Genomic DNA, 18,393 nt, shown 5'->3' with positions numbered 1-18,393 from the left:
GAGCTCCCCACCCGGACCTGCTCCGGGCTCGGCGATCCTCGAGTGGGGGCAGTGACGACGAACGGAGCGAGCGGATGAACGGCAGCCGGAGCAGTGGTGCGGGGACGATCGGACGAGGGACGGGCGGTACCGGGCGGGAGCGCTTCCCGCTGCCCGCGTGGGAGGCGGGGCGGCTGAGCGGATGGCGCGACGAGGAGGGCTCGGCCACGGCCGAGTACGCGATCGCGACGATGGCCGCGGTCGGCTTCGCAGGCCTGCTGGTGGTGATCCTCAAGGGCGACGAGGTGCGCGGGATCCTCACGGACCTGGTCACCCGGGCGCTCACCTCGGGGGGATGAGCGGTGCGGTGCCCGAGTGGTGCCCGCGCGGTGACGAGAGCGGAGGAGGCCGGGATGTGGACCGGCGACGGCCGTCGAGGCGAGGACGGGTCCGCGACGGCCGAGCTGGCGGTCGTGCTGCCGGCGGTGGTGGTCGTGCTGGCGCTCTGCCTGGGCTCGGTGGCGGCCTCGGCGCAGTACGTCCGGCTGGTCGACGCCGCGGCGGACGGCGCCCGGTCGCTGGCGCGGGGGGACGATCCGGGTCGGCCCGTCGTGCGGGTCGATGCGGGAGCGAGCGTCGCGACCTCCGCGGACGGCGGGCTCGTCTGCGTGGACGTCGCCGCGCGGCTCCGGCCGCTGCCGGCGCTGGAGCTGCCGGTCTCGGTCCGGTCCTGCGCGCTGGGCGGAGGGCGGTGATCCCCCGGCCGGAGCCGGACCGCGCAGGGGAGGACGGCTCGGCGGCGGTCGTCGCGGTCGGCGTCGTCGCGGGGACGATCCTCGTGACCGCGGCCGTGCTCGCCGGATGCGGGGGAGTCGCGGGGCACCAGCGGGCCGTGGCCGCGGCGGATGCGGCGGCGCTCGCCGCGGCGGACGTGGCCTCCGGGCTGCTGCCGGGCGAGCCGTGCGGGGCGGCCGAGCGTGTCGCGGGGGCGATGTCGGCGACCGTCGCGGGCTGCGCGGTGGAAGGAGGAGTGGCGACCGTCGAGGTCGTCGTGTCCGTCGGGCCGCTCGTGCTCCCCGCCCGGTCGCGCGCCGGGCCGCCGCCGTGACGCTCCTCCCGCGACGGGGACGGCGGCCACGGCTCCCGCCGCGCCCGGGGCGCAGCAGCAGCGCGCTCCCGTGCTCGGTCGGGTCGCCGGTGTCCGACCCGCCCGGTGGGACCGGAGCTCAGTCGGCGCTGACCCGCAGGTAGCGGTAGGCCGCCGCGGTGGGCAGCGCGCCCGCTCCCTCGTCGTGCTCGAGAGCGCCGGCGAGGAGATAGAGGTAGCGGGTGCCCTCGCGGGCGGCCGGGATCTCGAGGCGGCCCGCCGGGGCCGTCGCCTCGCCGTAGGAGCGGCGGAGCGTCTTGCCCTCGAGCGGCCCGTCGAGGAATTTCGCGGTGTAGGCGGAGGTGGTCGGAGCGGAGGTGGTGTGCGTCGTTGCCATGCCCCTCATCATGCGCCGATCGCCGCGATCCGTCACCGGGTGCGGTCCTCCCGATTCGGCGGATTCCCGGGCGGCGGCCGGAGTGCTCCCAGCGCGCGGCGAGCGGACGACGGCGAGGGACGCCCGGAGTCAGTGTGTATGGTGTGCCTGTCGGGCGCCCCGAAGCCGACGCGAACGGATCGTCGTTCCTCCTGCGGACGCCGCGCACCGCCTCCCCGCCGAAGGGGACCCGTCGGACTCGCTGAGCGTCCGATCCGACAGCATCAATCGAGGAGAACTGTGTCCGGCACGAAGAAGCTGGTGATCGTCGAGTCGCCGGCGAAGGCCAAGACCATCGCCCAGTACCTGGGCGAGGGCTACGAGGTGCTCGCCTCCGTCGGGCACATCCGCGACCTCATCGAGCCGAAGAACCTGCCGCCCGAGCTCAAGAAGGGCGGGCTGGGCAAGTTCTCCGTCGACGTCGACAACGGCTTCGAGCCCTACTACGTCGTCTCCGACCAGAAGAAGAAGACGGTCGCCGACCTCAAGCGCGCGCTGAAGAACGCCGACGAGCTCTTCCTCGCGACGGATGAGGACCGCGAGGGCGAGGCCATCGCGTGGCACCTCCTCGAGGAGCTCAAGCCCAAGGTCCCCGTCAAGCGGATGGTCTTCCACGAGATCACCAAGGACGCGATCCAGACGGCCCGCGACAACACCCGCGACATCGACACCTCCCTCGTCGACGCGCAGGAGACCCGCCGCATCCTCGACCGCCTCTACGGCTACGAGATCTCCCCGGTCCTCTGGCGCAAGGTCGGGCCCGGCCTCTCCGCCGGCCGCGTGCAGTCCGCCGCCACGCGCCTCGTCGTGGACCGCGAGCGCGAGCGCCTCGCCTTCGTCTCCGCCTCCTACTGGGACCTCGCCACGGTCCTCGCCCCCGAGGCCGACGCCTCGGCGGCGTTCGACGCACGCCTGGCGCGCCTGGACGGCAAGCGGATCGGCAGCGGCCGCGACTTCGACGACCGCGGTCAGCTGAAGGGGGACGTCACCGTCCTCGACGAGGCCTCCGCCGGCGCCCTCGCCGAGGCGCTGCGCGACCCGAAGACGCTCGTCCGCGTCTCGAACCTCGAGTCCAAGCCCTACTCGCGGCGCCCCGCCGCCCCGTTCACCACCTCGACGCTCCAGCAGGAGGCGGCGCGCAAGCTCCGCTTCTCGGCGCGCCAGACGATGAGCGTGGCGCAGTCGCTCTACGAGAACGGCTTCATCACCTACATGAGGACCGACTCGCCGAACCTCTCGCAGCAGGCGCTGAACGCCGCCCGCTCGCAGGCGGCCTCGCTCTACGGCGCCGAGACGGTCCCCGAGAAGCCCCGCCTCTACTCCGGCAAGAACAAGAGCGCGCAGGAGGCGCACGAGGCGATCCGTCCCGCGGGCGAGACCTTCCGCACCCCGGACCAGCTCGCCGGCACCCTCCGTGGCAACGACCACCGCCTCTACGACCTGATCTGGAAGCGCACCGTCGCCTCGCAGATGGCCGACGCCAAGGGCTCGACCGCCACCGTGACCCTGCTCGCCAACCCCGCCGGCGACACCGAGCGCACCGCCGAGTTCACCGCCTCGGGAACGGTCATCACCTTCCGCGGCTTCCTGCTCGCCTACGAGGAGGGCCGCGACGAGGAGCGCCACGGCGCCCGCGACGAGAAGGACGCCAAGCTGCCCGTGCTCGAGGTCGGCCAGAGCCTCGTCGTCGCCGAGGTCGAGGCCAAGGGCCACGAGACCTCGCCGCCCCCGCGATACACGGAGGCGAGCCTCGTCAAGTCGCTCGAAGAGCTGGGGATCGGGCGCCCCTCGACCTACGCCTCGATCATCACGACGATCGTCGACCGCGGCTACGTCACTCCGCGCGGCACGGCGCTCGTTCCGAACTGGATCGCCTTCTCGGTGGTGCGCCTGCTCGAGGAGTTCTTCTCCGACCTCGTCGAGTACGACTTCACCGCCGCGATGGAGGGCGACCTCGACCGCATCGCCGGCGGCGAGGAGGACCGGGTCGACTGGCTGAACCGCTTCTACTTCGGCGGCGGCGACCAGCCGGGCCTGCGCCACGTCGTCGACAACCTCGGCGAGATCGATGCGAAGAGCATCAACTCGGTCCGGATCACCGACGACATCACCCTGCGCATCGGCAAGTACGGTCCCTACCTCGAGGTCGCCCAGGAGGAGGGGCAGGAGACGCCGCGCCGCGTCAACCTGCCGCTCGAGCTGGCTCCGGACGAGCTCACGCCCGCCAAGGCGCAGGAGCTCGTCGACGCCCCCGTGCAGACCGACCGCGTGCTCGGCAGCAACCCTGACTCGGGCAAGACCGTCGTCGTCAAGGACGGCCGCTTCGGCCCGTACGTGACCGAGGTCGACCCCGAGCCCGAGAGCACCGCCGACCCCGCCACCGGTGAGGTCGTCGAGCCTGCGCCGGCGAAGCGCGGTGCGAAGAAGGCGGCCGCGGTCAAGCCGCGCACCTCCTCCCTCTTCAAGTCGATGGACGTCGCGACCGTCGACCTCGCCACCGCTCTGCGCCTGCTCGACCTGCCGCGCACCGTCGGCGAGGACCCGGAGTCGGGTGAGCCGATCACCGCGCAGAACGGCCGCTACGGCCCGTACCTGAAGAAGGGGACGGACAGCCGCTCGCTCACCAGCGAGGACCAGATCTTCGAGGTCGACCTGCCGACCGCGCTCGAGGTCTTCGCCCAGCCCAAGTACGGCGCGAAGCGCGCCACGAGCGCCCTCGCGGAGTTCGAGGCCGACCCGGTCAGCGGCAAGCCGATCCGGATCCGCGACGGGCGCTTCGGCGCCTACGTGACCGACGGCGAGACCAACGTCACGATCCCCAAGGGCCAGCCGATCGAGGAGATCGACTTCGAGCAGGCGGTGCAGATGCTCGCCGACAAGCGGGCGAAGGGTCCGGCGCCCAAGAAGGCCCCGGCCAAGCGCGCCCCGGCCAAGAAGACGGCGGCGAAGACCACGGCGGCGAAGACCACGGCGGCCAAGACGACGGCGACGAAGACCACCGCCGCGAAGACCACGGCGGCGAAGGCGACGACGGCCAAGACCACGGCGGCGAAGGCGACGACGGCGAAGACGACGGCCGCCAAGACGACGGCGGCGAAGACCACCGCCGCGAAGAAGCCGGCCACCACCCGCGCCCGCAGCACTGCGGCGAAGGCGACGGGCTCGACGGAGTCGTGACCGGGCTGTTCGTCACCCTCGAGGGCGGGGACGGCGCGGGCAAGACCACGCAGGCCCGGCTGCTCGAGGAGTGGCTGGGCTCGCGCGGTGAGACCGTGCGGCGCACCCGGGAGCCGGGCGGCACCGATGTGGGCGTGCAGATCCGCGAGATCGTGCTGCACCACCGCGGCGAGATCGATCCGCGGGCCGAGGCGCTCCTCTACGCCGCCGACCGCGCGCAGCACGTCGGCACCTTCGTCCGGCCCGCGCTCGAGCGGGGCGAGGTCGTCGTCCAGGACCGCTACATCGACTCCTCCGTCGCGTACCAGGGCGCCGGCCGGGTGCTGGACGCCGCGGAGGTCCGCTCCCTCTCGGAGTGGGCGACCCGCGACCTCCGCCCCGACCTCACCGTGCTGCTCGACCTCGATCCCGCCGTCGCCCGCACTCGGCTGGACGCCGCGCGCACCCGCTACGACCGGCTCGAGGCGGAGAAGGCCGAGTTCCACGGCCGCGTCCGGCAGGCGTTCCTCGACCTCGCCTCGGGCGACCCGGAGCGCTTCCTCGTCCTGGACGCGAGCCGTCCCGTCGAGGAGCTCGCCGCGGCCGTCCGCGCCCGCGTCGAGCCGATGCTCAGCGCCGGTCCCCAGGGCGCGCGGCCCGCTGTCGGACCTCGCGGTTAGCCTGGATCCGTGACCGTCTGGAGCCAGCTCGTCGGCCAGGAGCACGCCATCGGCGCCCTGCGCGACGCCTCGACCCCCCGCGATGAGAGGGGGCACGAGTCGACCTCGATGACCCACTCCTGGCTGATCACCGGGCCGCCCGGCTCCGGCCGGTCGAACCTCGCCTACGCGTTCGCCTCCGCGCTGCTCTGCCGCCGCGGCGGCTGCGGCGAGTGCCCGGACTGCGCGCAGGTCGCCGCCCGCTCGCACCCCGACCTCGCGGTCCTCGCCACCGAGCGCGTCATCATCTCGATCGAGGAGGTGCGCCGTCTCGTCTCCTCCTCGCAGTACTCGCCGTCGGTCTCGCGCTACCGGGTGATGGTCATCGAGGACGCCGACCGGATGAGCGAGCGCACCTCGAACGTCCTGCTGAAGGCACTCGAGGAGCCGCCCGAGCGCACCGTCTGGATCCTCTGCGCGCCCAGCGAGGCCGACCTCCTGCCGACGATCCGCTCGCGGGTGCGCTCGGTGCGCCTGCGCGTCCCCAGCGTCGAGGACGTTGCCGGCCTGCTCGAGCGCCGCGACGGCGTCGACGCGGAGACGGCGGAGCGCGCCGCCCGCCAGGCCCAGAGCCACATCGGCATGGCGCACCGGCTCGCGACCGATGCGAACGCCCGCGAGCGGCGCGAGGAGACCCTCCGGATCGCCCTGAGTCTGCGTGGGGTGTCCGACGCGGTGCTCGGTGCCGCGCGGATGATCGAGGTCGCCACCGAGGACGCGAAGGCCTACACGCTCGAGCGCGACGAGGTCGAGCGCCAGCAGGCGCTGCGCTCGCTCGGTGTCGAGCCCGGCGGCACGATCCCCGCCCAGCTCCGCTCGCAGCTGCGCACTCTCGAGGAGGACCAGAAGCGCCGGGCGACGCGCAGCCTCCGCGACGGCCTCGACCGCATCCTCGTCGACCTGCTCTCGCTCTACCGCGACGTCGTGCGCCTCCAGCTCGGCGCCCCCGGCGGCGTGATCAACGAGGAGGTGCGGAGCGAGATGACGGCGCTCGCCTCGGCCACCGCCCCCGAGCGCACGCTCGCGGTGCTCGACGCCGTGGCGGAGGCCCGGCAGCGCATCGACGCGAACGTCTCGCCCGTCCTCGCCCTCGAGGCGATGCTCGTGGTCGCCGCGCGGCGCCCGGTGGCCGCGTGAGGCGCCCGGGCCGCTGGACGGCGCTCGCCGCGGTCGGCGCAGCGGTCGCGCTGCTCTCCGGCTGCTTCGCTCCCGGACCCTCGCCCGAGCGCACCTCGACGCCCGCCCCGCAGGCGGTCGACGCCGATCTCGAGCAGTACTACGGCCAGGTCCTGGTCTGGGACGACTGCGGCGAGGGCATGCAGTGCACCGACGCGACGGTGCCGCTCGACTGGGACGCCCCGGCCGGCGAGACCGCCTCGATCGCCCTGGTCCGCCACCCGGCGACGGGCGGGGACGCGATCGGCTCCCTCCTGGTCAACCCGGGCGGACCCGGCGGGTCCGGGGTCGACCTCATCCGGGACAGCCTGGACTTCGCCGTGGACGACGAGCTCGCCGCCCGCTTCGACGTGGTCGGCTTCGACCCGCGCGGTGTCGGCGCCTCGACCGCGGTGTCCTGCCTCGACGCCGCCGGCCTCGACTCCTACCTCTACGACATCGTCCCGGGCGAGCGCGGCAGCGACGAGTGGATCGCCGCCCAGCGCACCGCCTCGGCCGCCTTCGCCGCCGCCTGCGAGGAGCGCAGCGGCGCGCTGCTGCCGGAGGTCGGCACCACCAGCGCGGCCCGCGATCTCGACGTGCTGCGGGCGGCGCTCGGCGACGAGTCGCTGCACTACCTCGGCTACTCCTACGGCACCTTCCTCGGCGCCACCTATGCCGGCCTGTTCCCCGATCGCGTCGGCCGGCTCGTGCTCGACGGCGCGATCGATCCGGCCGCGACCTCGCTCGACGTCGTCCGCGAGCAGGCGATCGGCTTCGAGAGCGCCCTGCGCGCGTATCTCACCGCCTGCCTCGGCGGCGAGGGCTGCCCCTTCACCGGCACGGTCGACGAGGCGATGGCGCAGGTCGCCGCGATGCTGGAGCGGGTCGACGCCTCGCCGATCCGCGCCCAGGACGGCCGGCAGCTCGGCTCGAGCACGCTGCTCACCGCGATCGTCTACCCGCTCTACTCCGCCTCCTCCTGGGGCGGGCTGAGCGAGATGCTCACGGACGTGCGGCAAGGCGGCGCGGAGATCGCCTTCCAGTACGCGGACGCCTACAACGGCCGGACGGCCGACGGCGACTACAGCGACAACGCGACCGAGGCCTTCCTCGCGATCAACTGCGTCGACTACGCCTACGACGCCGAGACGGAGTCGATGCGGGCGGACGCCGCGGAGCTCGAGGCGGCGGCGCCGACGCTCGGCCGCTACCTCGCCTACGGCGACATCCTCTGCGGCGAGTGGCCGGCCGCCTTCGAGGGCTCGCGGGCGCCGATCACGGCGGAGGGCTCGGGCCCGATTCTCGTGGTGGGCACCACCAACGACCCGGCGACCCCCTACGTCTGGGCGCAGGCGCTGGCGGAGGAGTTGTCCGACGGGCACCTCGTGACCTTCGACGGCGAGGGCCACACGGCCTACAACAAGTCGAACTCGTGCGTGAACGACGCGGTCGACGCGTACCTGCTCGAGGGCGTCGTCCCCGAGGAGGACCCGCAGTGCTGACCGAGCAGGAGCGCCGCGGCGCGCCGGAGCAGCCGGGCCTCCGGGAGCGCAAGCGCCTCGCGACCCGGCGCGCGATCGAGACCGCGGTGCTGCGGCTCGCGAGCGAGCGCGGGCCGGACCGCGTCACGATCGAGGACGTCTCGCGGACGGCCGACGTCTCCACGCGCACCTTCTTCAACTACTTCGCCTCGAAGGAGGACGCGCTGGTGGGCGGCCTGCCGGTGATCTCCGACGAGACGGCCGCCGCGTTCCTCGCGGGCGACGCGCCGCTCCTCGTCGACCTGCAGGCGGTCTTCGTCGCGGCGGCGGAGGTCCCGGGGGAGGAGGACCGCGAGCTGCACCTGCTGCGGCGCAGCCTCTTCCGCGAGCACCCGCAGCTCGTCGGCCTCAAGATCGCCGGCATGCGGGAGTTCGAGCTCGCGATCGAGGACCTGGTCGCCGAGCGCCTCACCCGTGGCGGGACGGACGCCGAGGCGGTGCGCAGCCGGGCCCGGATGCTCACCCTGCTCGGCCTCGCCGCCATGCGGCACGCCTGGGCCGGCTGGGTCGACCACGACGGTCGCGACGCGCTCCCGGGACTCATCGTGCACTCGTTCGAGGAGCTGCGCGGCGCGCTCGCCGAGTAGCCGGCGGGCCCCGCGCCTCGATTCACGCCCCGGCCCGCGAGCAGGCTATGCTGTGTAATCGTGTCCGGGGCCAGCGCCTCGCGAGCACGCCGCCTTAGCTCAGTCGGTAGAGCGTCTCACTCGTAATGAGAAGGTCGTCGGTTCGATTCCGACAGGCGGCTCCGCATCTTTCCCCGTGGTCTAGCCGCGAGTGCAGCCATCGCCCCGTATCTCCGGCCCCCAGGCCCCGTCGATCCCGGCCCGTTACCCTGGTCCGGATGACCGACACCCCGCCCCGCCGCCGGCCGCGCGCCCTCGTCGTCGCCGCGGCCATCGTCGCCGTGCTGCTGGGCGTCGGAGCCTTCGGCGCCGGGACGGCGATCGGCCGCACGGCGACTCCCGCCGCGGCGCCCACCGCCTCGGCACCCACCACCGCGACGACGACGGCCACGCCGACGCCGACGCCGACCGCCCGCCCCGCCGGCACCGAGACCACCGAGGCGCTGCGCACCTGCTCCGTCGCCGAGCTCGCGGCGGATCCGCGCCTCGGCTCGATGCAGGCGCGGGTCGTCGACGCGGCGACCGGCGAGGTGCTCTTCGACCGCGGCGGCACGACCGCCTCGCGCACCGCCTCCGCGCTCAAGATCCTCACCGCCGCCTCCGCGCTCGCCGTCCTCGGCCCGGACACCCGGATCGCCACGACCGTCGTCGCGGGCGACGCGGCCGGCAGCGTCGTGCTGGTCGGCGGGGGAGACCTCACGCTCAGCCGACTGCCGAGCGGTCAGGAGTCGGTCTAGGCCGGCGCCGCGCACCTCGACGACCTCGCCGCGCAGGTCGAGGCCGCCTGGGACGCCGACCCGGCGACCGCGGGCACCACGATCTCCTCGGTCGTGCTCGACGCCTCGCTCTACTCCGGCGACACCTGGCAGCCGAGCTGGAACCGCAAGGAGCAGACCGACGGCTACATGCCCGAGATCACCGCCCTGCAGGTCGACGGCGACCGGGCGGATCCGACCGCCGCCACCTCCCGCCGCGGCGAGGACCCGATCGGCCGGGCGGGCGACGCCTTCGCGGACGAGCTGTCCGGCTCGCCGACGGTGAGCACCGGCACCGCCCCGGCCGGAGCGCGGGTGCTCGGCAGCGTCGAGTCGGCCCCGGTGAGCACCCTCGTGCAGCAGATGCTGCTCGTCTCGGACAACGCGATCGCCGAGATGCTCGCGCGGCTGGTCGCGATCCGCACGGGCTCGGGCAACGACTTCGGCGCCGAGCAGGCGGGCGTCCTCCAGGGCCTCGCCGGCTACGGAGTGGACACGGCCGGGATCACGATCGTCGACGGCTCGGGGCTCAGCGACGACAACGCGGTGGCTCCGGCGTACTTCACGAGCCTGCTGCGGAAGGTCCAGGCGCGGGAGGGGCAACTCGGCGTCCTCCTCGACGGCCTCCCGGTCTCGGGGCGCACCGGCTCGCTCTCCTACGCGGACCGCTTCGCCGGCGACAACGCGGTGGCCGACGGCGCCGTCCGCGCGAAGACCGGCTGGATCGACACCGGCTACACGCTCGCCGGCGTGGTCGACGCCCAGGACGGCACCGCGCTCACCTTCGCCGTCTACGCGCTCGGCGACGTCTCCGACTCGGCGAAGACCGCCATCGACACGCTCGTCACCGGCGTCTACCGCTGCGGCGGCGCGCTCTCCGACTCCTGACCGACCCGACCGCTCCGCTCCCGCACCGCTCCCGCCCCCGCTCCCGCTCCCGCTCCCGCTCCCGCTCCGAGAGGACCACCATGACCACGGCACTCCTGATCGTCGACGTGCAGAACGACTTCACCGAGGAGGGCGCCCTCGCCGTCGCCGGCGGCACCCGTGTCGCCGAGGGGATCACCGCGCACCTCGCCGCGAGCGCCGGCCGCTACACGACGGTGCTCGCCTCGCGCGACTGGCACGACGGCGACTCCGACAACGGCGGGCACTTCGCCCCAGAGCCCGACTTCGTCGACACCTGGCCGGTGCACTGCGTGGCGGGGACGGCCGGCGCGGAGTACCACCCGGCCCTCGCTGTCGACGCGGTCGACGTGCACATCCGCAAGGGCCAGGGCCGGCCGTCCTACTCGGCCTTCGAGGGGACGGCGGACGACGGCGCGCCGGTTCCGACGCTGCTCGAGCGCCTGGGCGTGACCGAGCTCGACGTCGTCGGGCTCGCCACCGACTACTGCGTGCGGGCCTCGGCCCTCGATGCGCGCGCGGCCGGCCTGGAGGTGCGCGTGCTCTCCGACCTCGTCGCCGGGGTCTCGCCCGAGGCGAGCGCCGCGGCGCTGCGCGAGCTGGCCGAGGCGGGTGTGCGCGTCGAGGTCTCCTCCACCGTGCTTCCCTCCTCCACCGTGCTTCCCTCCTCCACAGGGGCCGGTCCGTCCACAGGGGTGACCGGCTCCTGAGGTGCGTCCGGGGGCGGTCGTAGACTGAGAAGCGTCGTCGTGCGGGGTCCGCGCGACTCGATCCGCACAGGAAGAGTGTTCTCGTGAGTGATTCCGTCGTTCGAAGCGCCGCCGAGGCTGCCCTGCTCGCCCGCGTCCCGTCGCAGCTGCTCATCGGCGGCGCGTGGGTCGACGGCTCGGGCGGCGGCACGATCGACGTCGAGGATCCGGCCACCGGCGAGGTGATCCGCACCATCGCCGACGCGACTCCGGAGGACGGCCTGCGGGCGCTCGACGCCGCCGTCGAGGCGGGGCCGGCCTGGGCCGCGACCGCGCCCCGGAAGCGCGCGGAGATCCTCCGCCGCGCGTTCGACCTCCTGCAGGAGCGCAAGGACGACTTCGCCCTGCTGATGACGCTGGAGATGGGCAAGCCGTTCGCCGAGGCGCTCGGCGAGGTCGCCTACGGGGGCGAGTTCCTCCGCTGGTTCAGCGAGGAGGCGGTGCGCATCTCGGGCCGCTACGGCGTGAACCCGGAGGGCACGGGGCGGATGATCGTCTCGCAGCACCCGATCGGCCCGTGCTACCTGATCACCCCGTGGAACTTCCCGCTCGCGATGGCGACCCGCAAGATCGCCCCGGCCCTCGCCGCCGGCTGCACCGTCGTGGTGAAGCCCGCCGAGCTCACGCCGCTGACGACGCTCGCCTTCGCCGCCCTGCTCGCCGAGGCCGGGGTGCCGGACGGCGTCGTCAACGTGGTCACCACCTCCTCGGCCGGAGCGGTGTCGGAGCCGATCCTGTCGGACCCGCGGCTGCGCAAGCTCTCCTTCACCGGCTCGACGCCGGTCGGGCGGACGCTGCTGCAGCAGGCGGCCGAGGGCGTCCTGCGCACCTCGATGGAGCTCGGCGGCAACGCGCCGTTCGTCGTCTTCGAGGACGCCGATCTCGACCGCGCGGTCGAGGGCGCGATGCTGGCGAAGTTCCGCAACATCGGGCAGGCCTGCACGGCCGCGAACCGCTTCTTCGTGCACGAGTCGATCGCCGAGGAGTTCGCGGCCCGCGTCACGGAGCGCGTCCGCGCGCTGACCGTCGGCCGCGGCACCGAGGCGGGCATCACGATCGGTCCGCTGATCGACGACCGCGCGGTCGAGAAGGCGGCCTCGCTGGTTGAGGACGCTGTCGAGCGCGGAGCCGAGGTCCGGGTCGGCGGGCACGGCATCGACGGAGCGGGGCACTTCTACGAGCCGACGGTGCTCGCGGGGGTCGCGCCCGGCAGCGAGATCCTGCGCACCGAGATCTTCGGCCCGGTGCTCGCGATCGTGCCGTTCCGCGACGAGGACGAGGCGGTCGCCCTCGCCAACGACACCGAGTTCGGGCTGGTCTCGTACGTCTTCACCCGTGACCTCGCCCGCGGGCAGCGGATGATCGAGCGGCTCGCCACCGGGATGATGGGCCTGAACGTCGGTGTGGTCTCGAACGCCGCGGCGCCGTTCGGCGGCGTCAAGCAGTCGGGGCTCGGCCGCGAGGGCGGGCTCGAGGGCATCCACGAGTACCTCAGCACGAAGTACACGCTCACCCCCGACCCGTTCGCCTGATCTGTGGAGCTGATCGAGGTCCGCTCGCTCGAGGACCCGCGGCTGCGCGACTACGCGCACGCCACGGACGTCGCGCTGAAGAACGCCCGCGGCCCGCACGGGCTCTACCTCGCGGAGTCGGCGCTGGTGCTCGAGCGGGCGCTCGCCGCCGGCCACCGGCCGCGCTCGGTGCTCTCGCTCGGCGGCTCGGTCGAGGAGGCCGAGCGGCTGCTCGGCGACCGGGACGTGCCGGTCTTCACCGGACCCGGTGAGCTGCTGGCCGAGCTGACCGGCTACACGCTGCACCGCGGCCTGATCGCCGCGCTGGACCGGCCGGTGCTGGCCGACCCCGCGGAGCTGCTCGCCGGCGCGCGCCGCGTGGTCGTGCTCGAGAACGTGGTCGACCCGACCAACGTCGGCGCGATCTTCCGCTCGGTCGGCGCGATCGGCGCCGACGCCGTGCTGGTGACGCCGCGCTGCTCCGACCCCTTCTACCGCCGGGCGATCCGCGTCAGCATGGGCACGGTGCTGCAGGTGCCCTGGACGCGGGTCGGCGACTGGCCGAGCACGCGCGCGCTGCTGCACGAGGCCGGCTTCACGATCGCCGCGATGGCGCTGACCCCGGAGGCGGTGCCGCTGCGCGACTTCGCGGCGGCCGCCCCGGAGCGGGTCGCGCTCGTGCTCGGCACCGAGGGGGAGGGGCTCACCGCGGAGGCGCTGGCCGCCGCGGACGTCGCGGTGCAGATCCCGATGCGGCACGGGATCGACTCGCTGAACGTCGCGGCGGCGAGTGCGGTCGCGATGTGGGCGCTCGCGGCGCCCTGACCCCCCCCGTCAGGGCCGCGGCCCGTCGTTCCGCGCACCCCGGACGCCCCGGTCCGAGCGCCTGCGCTACGCTCGCCACGAACCCGGCCGGCACCGCTCCTCCGGCGCCGTGCCGTCCTCCGCCGTCATCCACTCCCGAGGTCGTCCATGTCCGAGCGCTCCCGGCTCCGCGCCGCCCGCCTGCCGTCGGCCGTCGCGGCCGTGCTGCTGCTGGCCCCGCTCGCGGGCTGCGCGCTGGACCCGGCCGAGGTGCCCGACTCCGGTGCCACGCCCGCGCGGACGATCCGCGCGACCGAGCCGACGCCCGTCGCGACCGGAGCGGTGACCGAGGGTGATGAGGTCTCCCAGCTGATCACCCGGTGCCTCGCGCGCTACGGCCTGAACGAGCGGCCCGCCGCCCCGGACGGCTCCCTGAGCGAGTCGGAGTGGCTGGCCGCGCAGGAGGCGATCGCCGACTACGACCGCACCCTCACCGACTGCTCCGCCGAGGCGCTCTCCACCGACGCGCCCGCCCCGACGATCGCCCCCTGATGCGCGTCGAGGGCTGCGCGGCGCTGGTCTCCGGGGGAGCCTCGGGTCTCGGAGCCGCGACGGTGCGGGCCCTCGCCGAGGCAGGAGCGCGCGTCGTCGTCCTCGATCTGCCGACGGCGCTCGACAGCGCCGACCTGCCGGAGTCGATTCTGCGGATCCCGGGCGACGTCCTCGACGCCGACGCGGTCCAGCGGGCCGTGACGGCCGCCGAGGGGCTGCGGATCGCCGTGACCTGCGCCGGCGTCGCCACGCCGGGGCGGCTCCTCGGCCGCGACGGACCGCTGGCGCTCGACGCCTTCGAGCGGGTCCTGCGGATCAACACCGTCGGCACGCTGAACGTCCTGCGGCTCGCGGCGGCCGTCATCGCCGAGGGCGAGCCGATCGACGGCGAGCGCGGGGTCCTGATCACCACGGCGTCGATCGCCGCCTTCGAGGGGCAGATCGGGCAGGCGGCCTACGCCGCCTCGAAGGGCGCCGTGGCCGCGCTGACCCTGCCGCTCGCGCGCGAGCTCGCCTCCGCGCTGATCCGCGTCGTCTCGATCGCACCCGGCACCTTCGACACCCCGCTGCTCGCCGGGCTGCCGGAGGCGGCGCGCGCCGCCCTCGGCGAGGCGGTGCCGCACCCGGCCCGGCTCGGCCGGCCGTCGGAGTTCGCCGCGCTCGTCCGCCACGTCATCGAGAACCCGATGCTCAACGGCGAGGTGATCCGCCTCGACGGCGCGCTGCGGATGCCGCCGCGCTGACCGGGCGGGGGCCGTGCTCAGACCAGCAGCTGGTGCTTGGCCAGGTCGCGGTAGAGCGGCGTCGACTCGACGAGCTCGGAGTGCGTGCCGATCCCGACGACCTCGCCCTTCTGCAGCACCACGATCTGGTCGGAGTCGACGACCGTCGAGAGGCGGTGCGCGATGACGAGCAGCGTGCGGTTCTCGGCCACCGCGTCGATCGCGAGGCGCAGGCGCTGCTCGTTGAGGCCGTCCAGGCTCGAGGTCGACTCGTCGAGCAGCAGGATCGGCGGGGCCGCGAGGAGCGCGCGCCCGATGGCGAGGCGCTGGCGCTCACCGCCCGAGAGCATGACGCCGCTCTCGCCGACGGGCGCGTTCAGTCCGAGCGGGTTGCGCTCGAGCACGTCGGTGAGGTTCACGGCCTCGAGCACCCGCAGGCAGTCCTCGTCGGAGGCGTCCGGTCGGCCGAGCACGAGGTTCTCGCGGAGGGTGCCGGCCAGCACCGGCGCGTCTTGCTCGACGTAGCCGATCTGCGCGCGGAGGGCGTCGCGGTCGATGGCGGTGATGTCGACACCGCCGAGCCGGACCACGCCGGCCTCGGGGTCGTAGAAGCGCTCGATCAGCGCGAGGATCGTGCTCTTGCCGGCGCCGGACGGGCCGACGAGGGCGGTGCGCTTGCCGCGCGGGACTGCGAACGAGACGCCGCGCAGGACGGTGCGGTCGCGCGCGTCCTCGTCGGTGTCGAGGGCCTTCTCGTCGTAGGAGAAGACGACGTCGTCGAAGGCGATCGCGGAGTCGGCGACGCCCGGGCCGAGGCCGCCGCCGTCGCGCTCGCCGTCGCCCTCGATCGGCAGGTCGATGATCTCCTGGATCCGCCCGAGCGCGCCGAGCGCCGAGTTGACCGAGGTGATCGCGCCGATGAAGTTGCCCAGCGGCATCACCATCATGAAGAGGAAGAGGATGAACGACACCAGTTGCGCGATGTCGATCGCGCCCGAGGCGACGCGGTAGCCGCCGACGCCGAGGACGGCGAGGAAGGCGACCTGCATTGCGATGCCGGCCACCGGGACGACGAGCGCCGAGATGTGCGCGACGCGGATGCCGAGGCGGTAGGCCTCGGTCGCGTGGGTGTCGACGACGGCGATCTCGCGGTCGGTGGCGCCGGCGGCGCGGATGGTGCGGACGGCGCTGATCGCGCGCTCGACGGCGGCGGCGAGGTCGCCGACCTTCTCCTGCGCCTTGCGGCTCGCGACGCGGATGCCGCGACCGAGGGTCAGCGCAGCGCCGAGCGCGACGGCGACGACGACCACGATGATCAGCAGCAGCACCCAGTCGATGATCGCCATCGCGACGATCGCACCGACGAAGAGCAGCGAGCCGGCGATCGAGTCGACGAGGCCCTGGGTGAGCACGGCGCGCAGCAGCGTGGAGTCGGAGCCGACGCGCGAGACGAGGTCGCCGGTGCGGCGGGCGTCGAACTCGCGGATCGGCAGGCGGAGCAGCCGCGCGACGAGCCGGCGGCGGCTGGAGAGGACGATCCCCTCGCCGGTGCGCTGGAGCAGGTAGTGCGCGAAGCCGGAGATGAGGCCGGAGGCGACGACGAGGACGAGGAGCGCCCAGACCAGCGGGCCGAGGTCGAGGCCGTCCTGCACGCGGGTGATGACCTGGCCGACGACGAGCGGCTGGGCGAGGCTGGCGGCGGCGCCGAAGAGGCTGAGCACCACCACGACCGAGAGGATGCCGCGGTGCTCCAGCAGGTAGGGGACGAGCTGTGAGAAGGAGGCGCGGGGTCCGTCGTCCTTGCCGCGGCGGGGCCGCCGTCCGCCGCGCGTGCTCTCCGTGGTGCTGCTCATCGCTCGTTCGTCCTCGCTCACGCCGTGCCGTACTTCTTGTGGACCGCCGTCCATCTTGCCCCTTCGTGGCTGCGAACCGGCCCTCGATCGGGACGGGAAGCCACGCTGATCGAGTGGCCCGCGGAGCGGGCGTATCGAGATCCGCCGACGTCAGAACGCGAGTCTGCAGACCCGCCCTGCTGACCACGGTGGGTCTCGATACGCCCCTGCGGGGCTACTCGACCAGCATGAAGGGTCGACCAGCAGGAAGGGTCGACCGGCATGAGAAGGGTCGACCGGCATGAGAAGGGTCGACCGGCATGAAGCGCCGGCGCCGCGTCCTGTCGCACGGGCCCGGAGACGGGTCCGGCCCGCCGGGGGAACCGACGGGCCGGACAGGCAGTGAGCAGGAGCGTCCTACGACACGTTGTCGTGGTACGCCGTGTGCTGCGTCTCCTTCGAGAGCAGCAGGGCGATCAGCGTCAGCACCGCCGCGCCGCTGAGGTAGAGGCCCACCAGCAGCGTGCTGCCGCCGGCCGACTGCCAGAGCGCCACCGCGATGATCGGCGCGAGCGCCGCTCCGAGGATCGACGCCAGGTTGTACGACATCGCCGAGCCGGTGTAGCGGACGTTGGTCGGGAACAGCTCGGGCAGGACGGCGCCCATCGGGCCGAAGGTGAGGCCCATCAGCGTGAAGCCGAGGATCAGCACCGCCATCACGCCGGCGAAGCCGCCGCTGAACAGCGGGACGAAGAGCAGGCCGAAGACGAGGATCGCCGAGGTGACGACGAGCAGCGTGCGACGGCGGCCGAACTTCTCGGCCAGCGGGCCGGAGACGAGCGTGAAGACCCCGAAGAAGACGACGCCGACGATCAGCATGATCAGGAAGTCGTTGCGGCTGTAGCCCAGGCCCGGGGTCGCCGCGTCGGAGGGCGTGGTGCCGTAGGTCAGCGTGAACGTGGTCATCAGGTAGAAGAGCACGTAGGTCGCCAGCATGATGAACGTGCCGAGGATGAGCGGGCGCCAGCTGGTCTTGAAGACGCGGGCGAGCGGCAGCTTGGCCACCTCGCCGTTGTCGACGACCTTCTGGAAGGCGGGGGTCTCGACGAGCTTGAGGCGCACGTAGAGGCCGACGATCACCAGCACGGCGCTCGCGAGGAACGGCACGCGCCAGCCCCAGGCGGCGAAGGTCTCGTCGCTCATGGTGCTCGCGAGCACGAGGAAGAGCACGTTCGCGACGATGAAGCCGATCGGGGCGCCGAGCTGGGGGAACGTGCCGTAGATGGCGCGCTTGTTCGCGGGGGCGTTCTCGGTCGCGAGGAGGGCGGCGCCGGACCACTCGCCGCCCAGGCCGAGGCCCTGGCAGAAGCGCATCACGACGAGCAGGAACGGAGCGAGGAACTCCCAGCCCGGCGTGAGGGCGGTCGGCAGGCAGCCGATCAGGAAGGTCGCGATGCCCATCGTGAGCAGCGAGGCGACGAGGGTCCCCTTGCGGCCGACGCGGTCGCCGAAGTGGCCGAAGATGATCGACCCGATCGGGCGGGCGATGAAGGCGACGCCGAAGACCGCGAAGGAGGCGAGGAGGGCGACCGCCGGGTCCTCGTTGACGAAGAAGAGCGACGGGAAGACCAGGACGGCGGCCGTCGCGTAGGCGTAGAAGTCGTAGAACTCGATCGAGGTGCCGATGAGGCTCGCCAGGATGACCCGGCCCCGGGAGTTCTGCGGGGCGGCGGCGGGAGCGTCGGCTGCGGTACGGGAAGAAGACATGGAAGAGGGCTGCTCCGGTGGAGGGGTCTCCCGGTGCCGGCGGGGGCGGCGTCGATCGGGCGCTGCGGGCCGCGGGGGCCGAGGGGGAGGGAG

The 18,393-nt window shown here is 73.7% G+C and carries 18 protein-coding genes and 1 tRNA gene; 16 read left to right on the top strand and 3 right to left on the bottom strand.

Going from position 1 to position 18,393, the window contains the following annotated elements; translation table 11 throughout:
• Positions 1-74 precede the first annotated feature (74 nt).
• Genes EDF45_RS20220 through EDF45_RS20210 form a run of 3 tightly spaced genes read left to right on the top strand, consistent with a single transcriptional unit; the run spans position 75 to position 1,087 of the window.
• Positions 75-338 carry a DUF4244 domain-containing protein gene (locus EDF45_RS20220; RefSeq protein WP_123737569.1) on the top strand — a complete coding sequence of 88 codons (264 nt, stop codon included), beginning with the start codon at positions 75-77 and terminating at the stop codon, positions 336-338.
• Positions 339-392: 54 nt separating this feature from the next.
• Positions 393-734, top strand: a complete 342-nt coding sequence (locus tag EDF45_RS20215; RefSeq protein WP_123737570.1) for a TadE family type IV pilus minor pilin — start codon at positions 393-395, stop codon at positions 732-734.
• Positions 731-1,087, top strand: a complete 357-nt coding sequence (locus EDF45_RS20210) for an Rv3654c family TadE-like protein (RefSeq protein WP_260312330.1) — start codon at positions 731-733, stop codon at positions 1,085-1,087. The genes EDF45_RS20215 and EDF45_RS20210 overlap by 4 nt, the downstream gene beginning before the upstream one ends.
• A 118-nt stretch (positions 1,088-1,205) precedes the next feature.
• Here EDF45_RS20210 and EDF45_RS20205 read toward each other — a convergent pair whose 3' ends face one another.
• Positions 1,206-1,463 carry a hypothetical protein gene (locus EDF45_RS20205; protein ID WP_123447682.1) on the bottom strand — a complete coding sequence of 86 codons (258 nt, stop codon included), beginning with the start codon at positions 1,461-1,463 and terminating at the stop codon, positions 1,206-1,208.
• A gap of 279 nt (positions 1,464-1,742) precedes the next feature.
• Between EDF45_RS20205 and topA the strand changes: the two genes are divergently transcribed.
• From topA to EDF45_RS20145, 13 genes are all read left to right on the top strand, one after another.
• Positions 1,743-4,679 (top strand): type I DNA topoisomerase, encoded by a 2,937-nt coding sequence (gene topA / locus EDF45_RS20200; protein ID WP_123737571.1) that lies wholly within the window; start codon positions 1,743-1,745, stop codon positions 4,677-4,679.
• Entirely contained in the window at positions 4,676-5,338 is a 663-nt protein-coding gene (gene tmk, locus EDF45_RS20195) for a dTMP kinase (protein ID WP_123737572.1), read from the top strand. Before topA ends, tmk begins: the two co-directional genes overlap by 4 nt.
• A 9-nt stretch (positions 5,339-5,347) precedes the next feature.
• Entirely contained in the window at positions 5,348-6,514 is a 1,167-nt protein-coding gene (locus EDF45_RS20190; protein ID WP_123705195.1) for a DNA polymerase III subunit delta', read from the top strand.
• Positions 6,511-8,037 (top strand): alpha/beta hydrolase, encoded by a 1,527-nt coding sequence (locus tag EDF45_RS20185; RefSeq protein ID WP_123737573.1) that lies wholly within the window; start codon positions 6,511-6,513, stop codon positions 8,035-8,037. The genes EDF45_RS20190 and EDF45_RS20185 overlap by 4 nt, the downstream gene beginning before the upstream one ends.
• A complete protein-coding gene (locus tag EDF45_RS20180; protein WP_164874522.1) occupies positions 8,031-8,663 on the top strand; it encodes a TetR/AcrR family transcriptional regulator in 633 nt (210 codons plus the stop codon). Before EDF45_RS20185 ends, EDF45_RS20180 begins: the two co-directional genes overlap by 7 nt.
• A gap of 88 nt (positions 8,664-8,751) precedes the next feature.
• Positions 8,752-8,824, top strand: a tRNA-Thr gene (locus EDF45_RS20175).
• A gap of 96 nt (positions 8,825-8,920) precedes the next feature.
• Positions 8,921-9,439: a D-alanyl-D-alanine carboxypeptidase gene (locus tag EDF45_RS21990; protein WP_397460068.1), complete on the top strand. Its 519-nt coding sequence runs from the start codon at positions 8,921-8,923 to the stop codon at positions 9,437-9,439.
• A gap of 93 nt (positions 9,440-9,532) precedes the next feature.
• Entirely contained in the window at positions 9,533-10,345 is an 813-nt protein-coding gene (gene dacB, locus EDF45_RS21860; protein ID WP_397460067.1) for a D-alanyl-D-alanine carboxypeptidase/D-alanyl-D-alanine-endopeptidase, read from the top strand.
• An 80-nt stretch (positions 10,346-10,425) separates the two neighbouring features.
• The gene (locus tag EDF45_RS20165; protein ID WP_123737574.1) at positions 10,426-11,073 is read left to right on the top strand and encodes an isochorismatase family protein; all 648 of its coding nucleotides are present in this window, start codon (positions 10,426-10,428) and stop codon (positions 11,071-11,073) included.
• A gap of 83 nt (positions 11,074-11,156) precedes the next feature.
• Positions 11,157-12,644 (top strand): NAD-dependent succinate-semialdehyde dehydrogenase, encoded by a 1,488-nt coding sequence (locus EDF45_RS20160; RefSeq protein WP_123737575.1) that lies wholly within the window; start codon positions 11,157-11,159, stop codon positions 12,642-12,644.
• A 3-nt stretch (positions 12,645-12,647) separates the two neighbouring features.
• Positions 12,648-13,448 carry an RNA methyltransferase gene (locus EDF45_RS20155; RefSeq protein WP_123737576.1) on the top strand — a complete coding sequence of 267 codons (801 nt, stop codon included), beginning with the start codon at positions 12,648-12,650 and terminating at the stop codon, positions 13,446-13,448.
• A gap of 147 nt (positions 13,449-13,595) precedes the next feature.
• Positions 13,596-13,979: a hypothetical protein gene (locus EDF45_RS20150; RefSeq protein WP_123737577.1), complete on the top strand. Its 384-nt coding sequence runs from the start codon at positions 13,596-13,598 to the stop codon at positions 13,977-13,979.
• Positions 13,979-14,722: an SDR family NAD(P)-dependent oxidoreductase gene (locus tag EDF45_RS20145; RefSeq protein WP_123737578.1), complete on the top strand. Its 744-nt coding sequence runs from the start codon at positions 13,979-13,981 to the stop codon at positions 14,720-14,722. The genes EDF45_RS20150 and EDF45_RS20145 overlap by 1 nt, the downstream gene beginning before the upstream one ends.
• 17 nt (positions 14,723-14,739) lie before the next feature.
• Here the strand turns inward: EDF45_RS20145 and EDF45_RS20140 are convergent, their stop codons facing one another.
• Both EDF45_RS20140 and EDF45_RS20135 read right to left on the bottom strand, forming a co-directional pair.
• Positions 14,740-16,554: an ABC transporter ATP-binding protein gene (locus EDF45_RS20140; protein ID WP_123737579.1), complete on the bottom strand. Its 1,815-nt coding sequence runs from the start codon at positions 16,552-16,554 to the stop codon at positions 14,740-14,742.
• Positions 16,555-16,950: 396 nt separating this feature from the next.
• Positions 16,951-18,300 (bottom strand): MFS transporter, encoded by a 1,350-nt coding sequence (locus tag EDF45_RS20135; RefSeq protein WP_123737580.1) that lies wholly within the window; start codon positions 18,298-18,300, stop codon positions 16,951-16,953.
• Between the last annotated feature and the right edge of the window lie 93 nt (positions 18,301-18,393).

The organism is Rathayibacter sp. PhB186, from assembly GCF_003751825.1.
GTDB lineage: Bacteria > Actinomycetota > Actinomycetes > Actinomycetales > Microbacteriaceae > Rathayibacter > Rathayibacter festucae.
The sequence above is the reverse complement of the archived record's forward strand: the minus strand, read 5'-3'. Positions and strand labels throughout refer to the sequence as shown.

Coding starts and splice junctions, on each gene's coding strand:
- EDF45_RS20150 (WP_123737577.1), top strand. CDS start 13,596: ATGTCCGAGCGCTCCCGGCTCCGCGCCGCCCGCCTGCCGTCGGCCGTC.
- EDF45_RS20205 (WP_123447682.1), bottom strand. CDS start 1,463: ATGGCAACGACGCACACCACCTCCGCTCCGACCACCTCCGCCTACACC.
- EDF45_RS20135 (WP_123737580.1), bottom strand. CDS start 18,300: ATGTCTTCTTCCCGTACCGCAGCCGACGCTCCCGCCGCCGCCCCGCAG.
- EDF45_RS20215 (WP_123737570.1), top strand. CDS start 393: ATGTGGACCGGCGACGGCCGTCGAGGCGAGGACGGGTCCGCGACGGCC.
- EDF45_RS21990 (WP_397460068.1), top strand. CDS start 8,921: ATGACCGACACCCCGCCCCGCCGCCGGCCGCGCGCCCTCGTCGTCGCC.
- EDF45_RS20145 (WP_123737578.1), top strand. CDS start 13,979: ATGCGCGTCGAGGGCTGCGCGGCGCTGGTCTCCGGGGGAGCCTCGGGT.
- EDF45_RS20140 (WP_123737579.1), bottom strand. CDS start 16,554: ATGAGCAGCACCACGGAGAGCACGCGCGGCGGACGGCGGCCCCGCCGC.
- EDF45_RS20220 (WP_123737569.1), top strand. CDS start 75: ATGAACGGCAGCCGGAGCAGTGGTGCGGGGACGATCGGACGAGGGACG.
- EDF45_RS20165 (WP_123737574.1), top strand. CDS start 10,426: ATGACCACGGCACTCCTGATCGTCGACGTGCAGAACGACTTCACCGAG.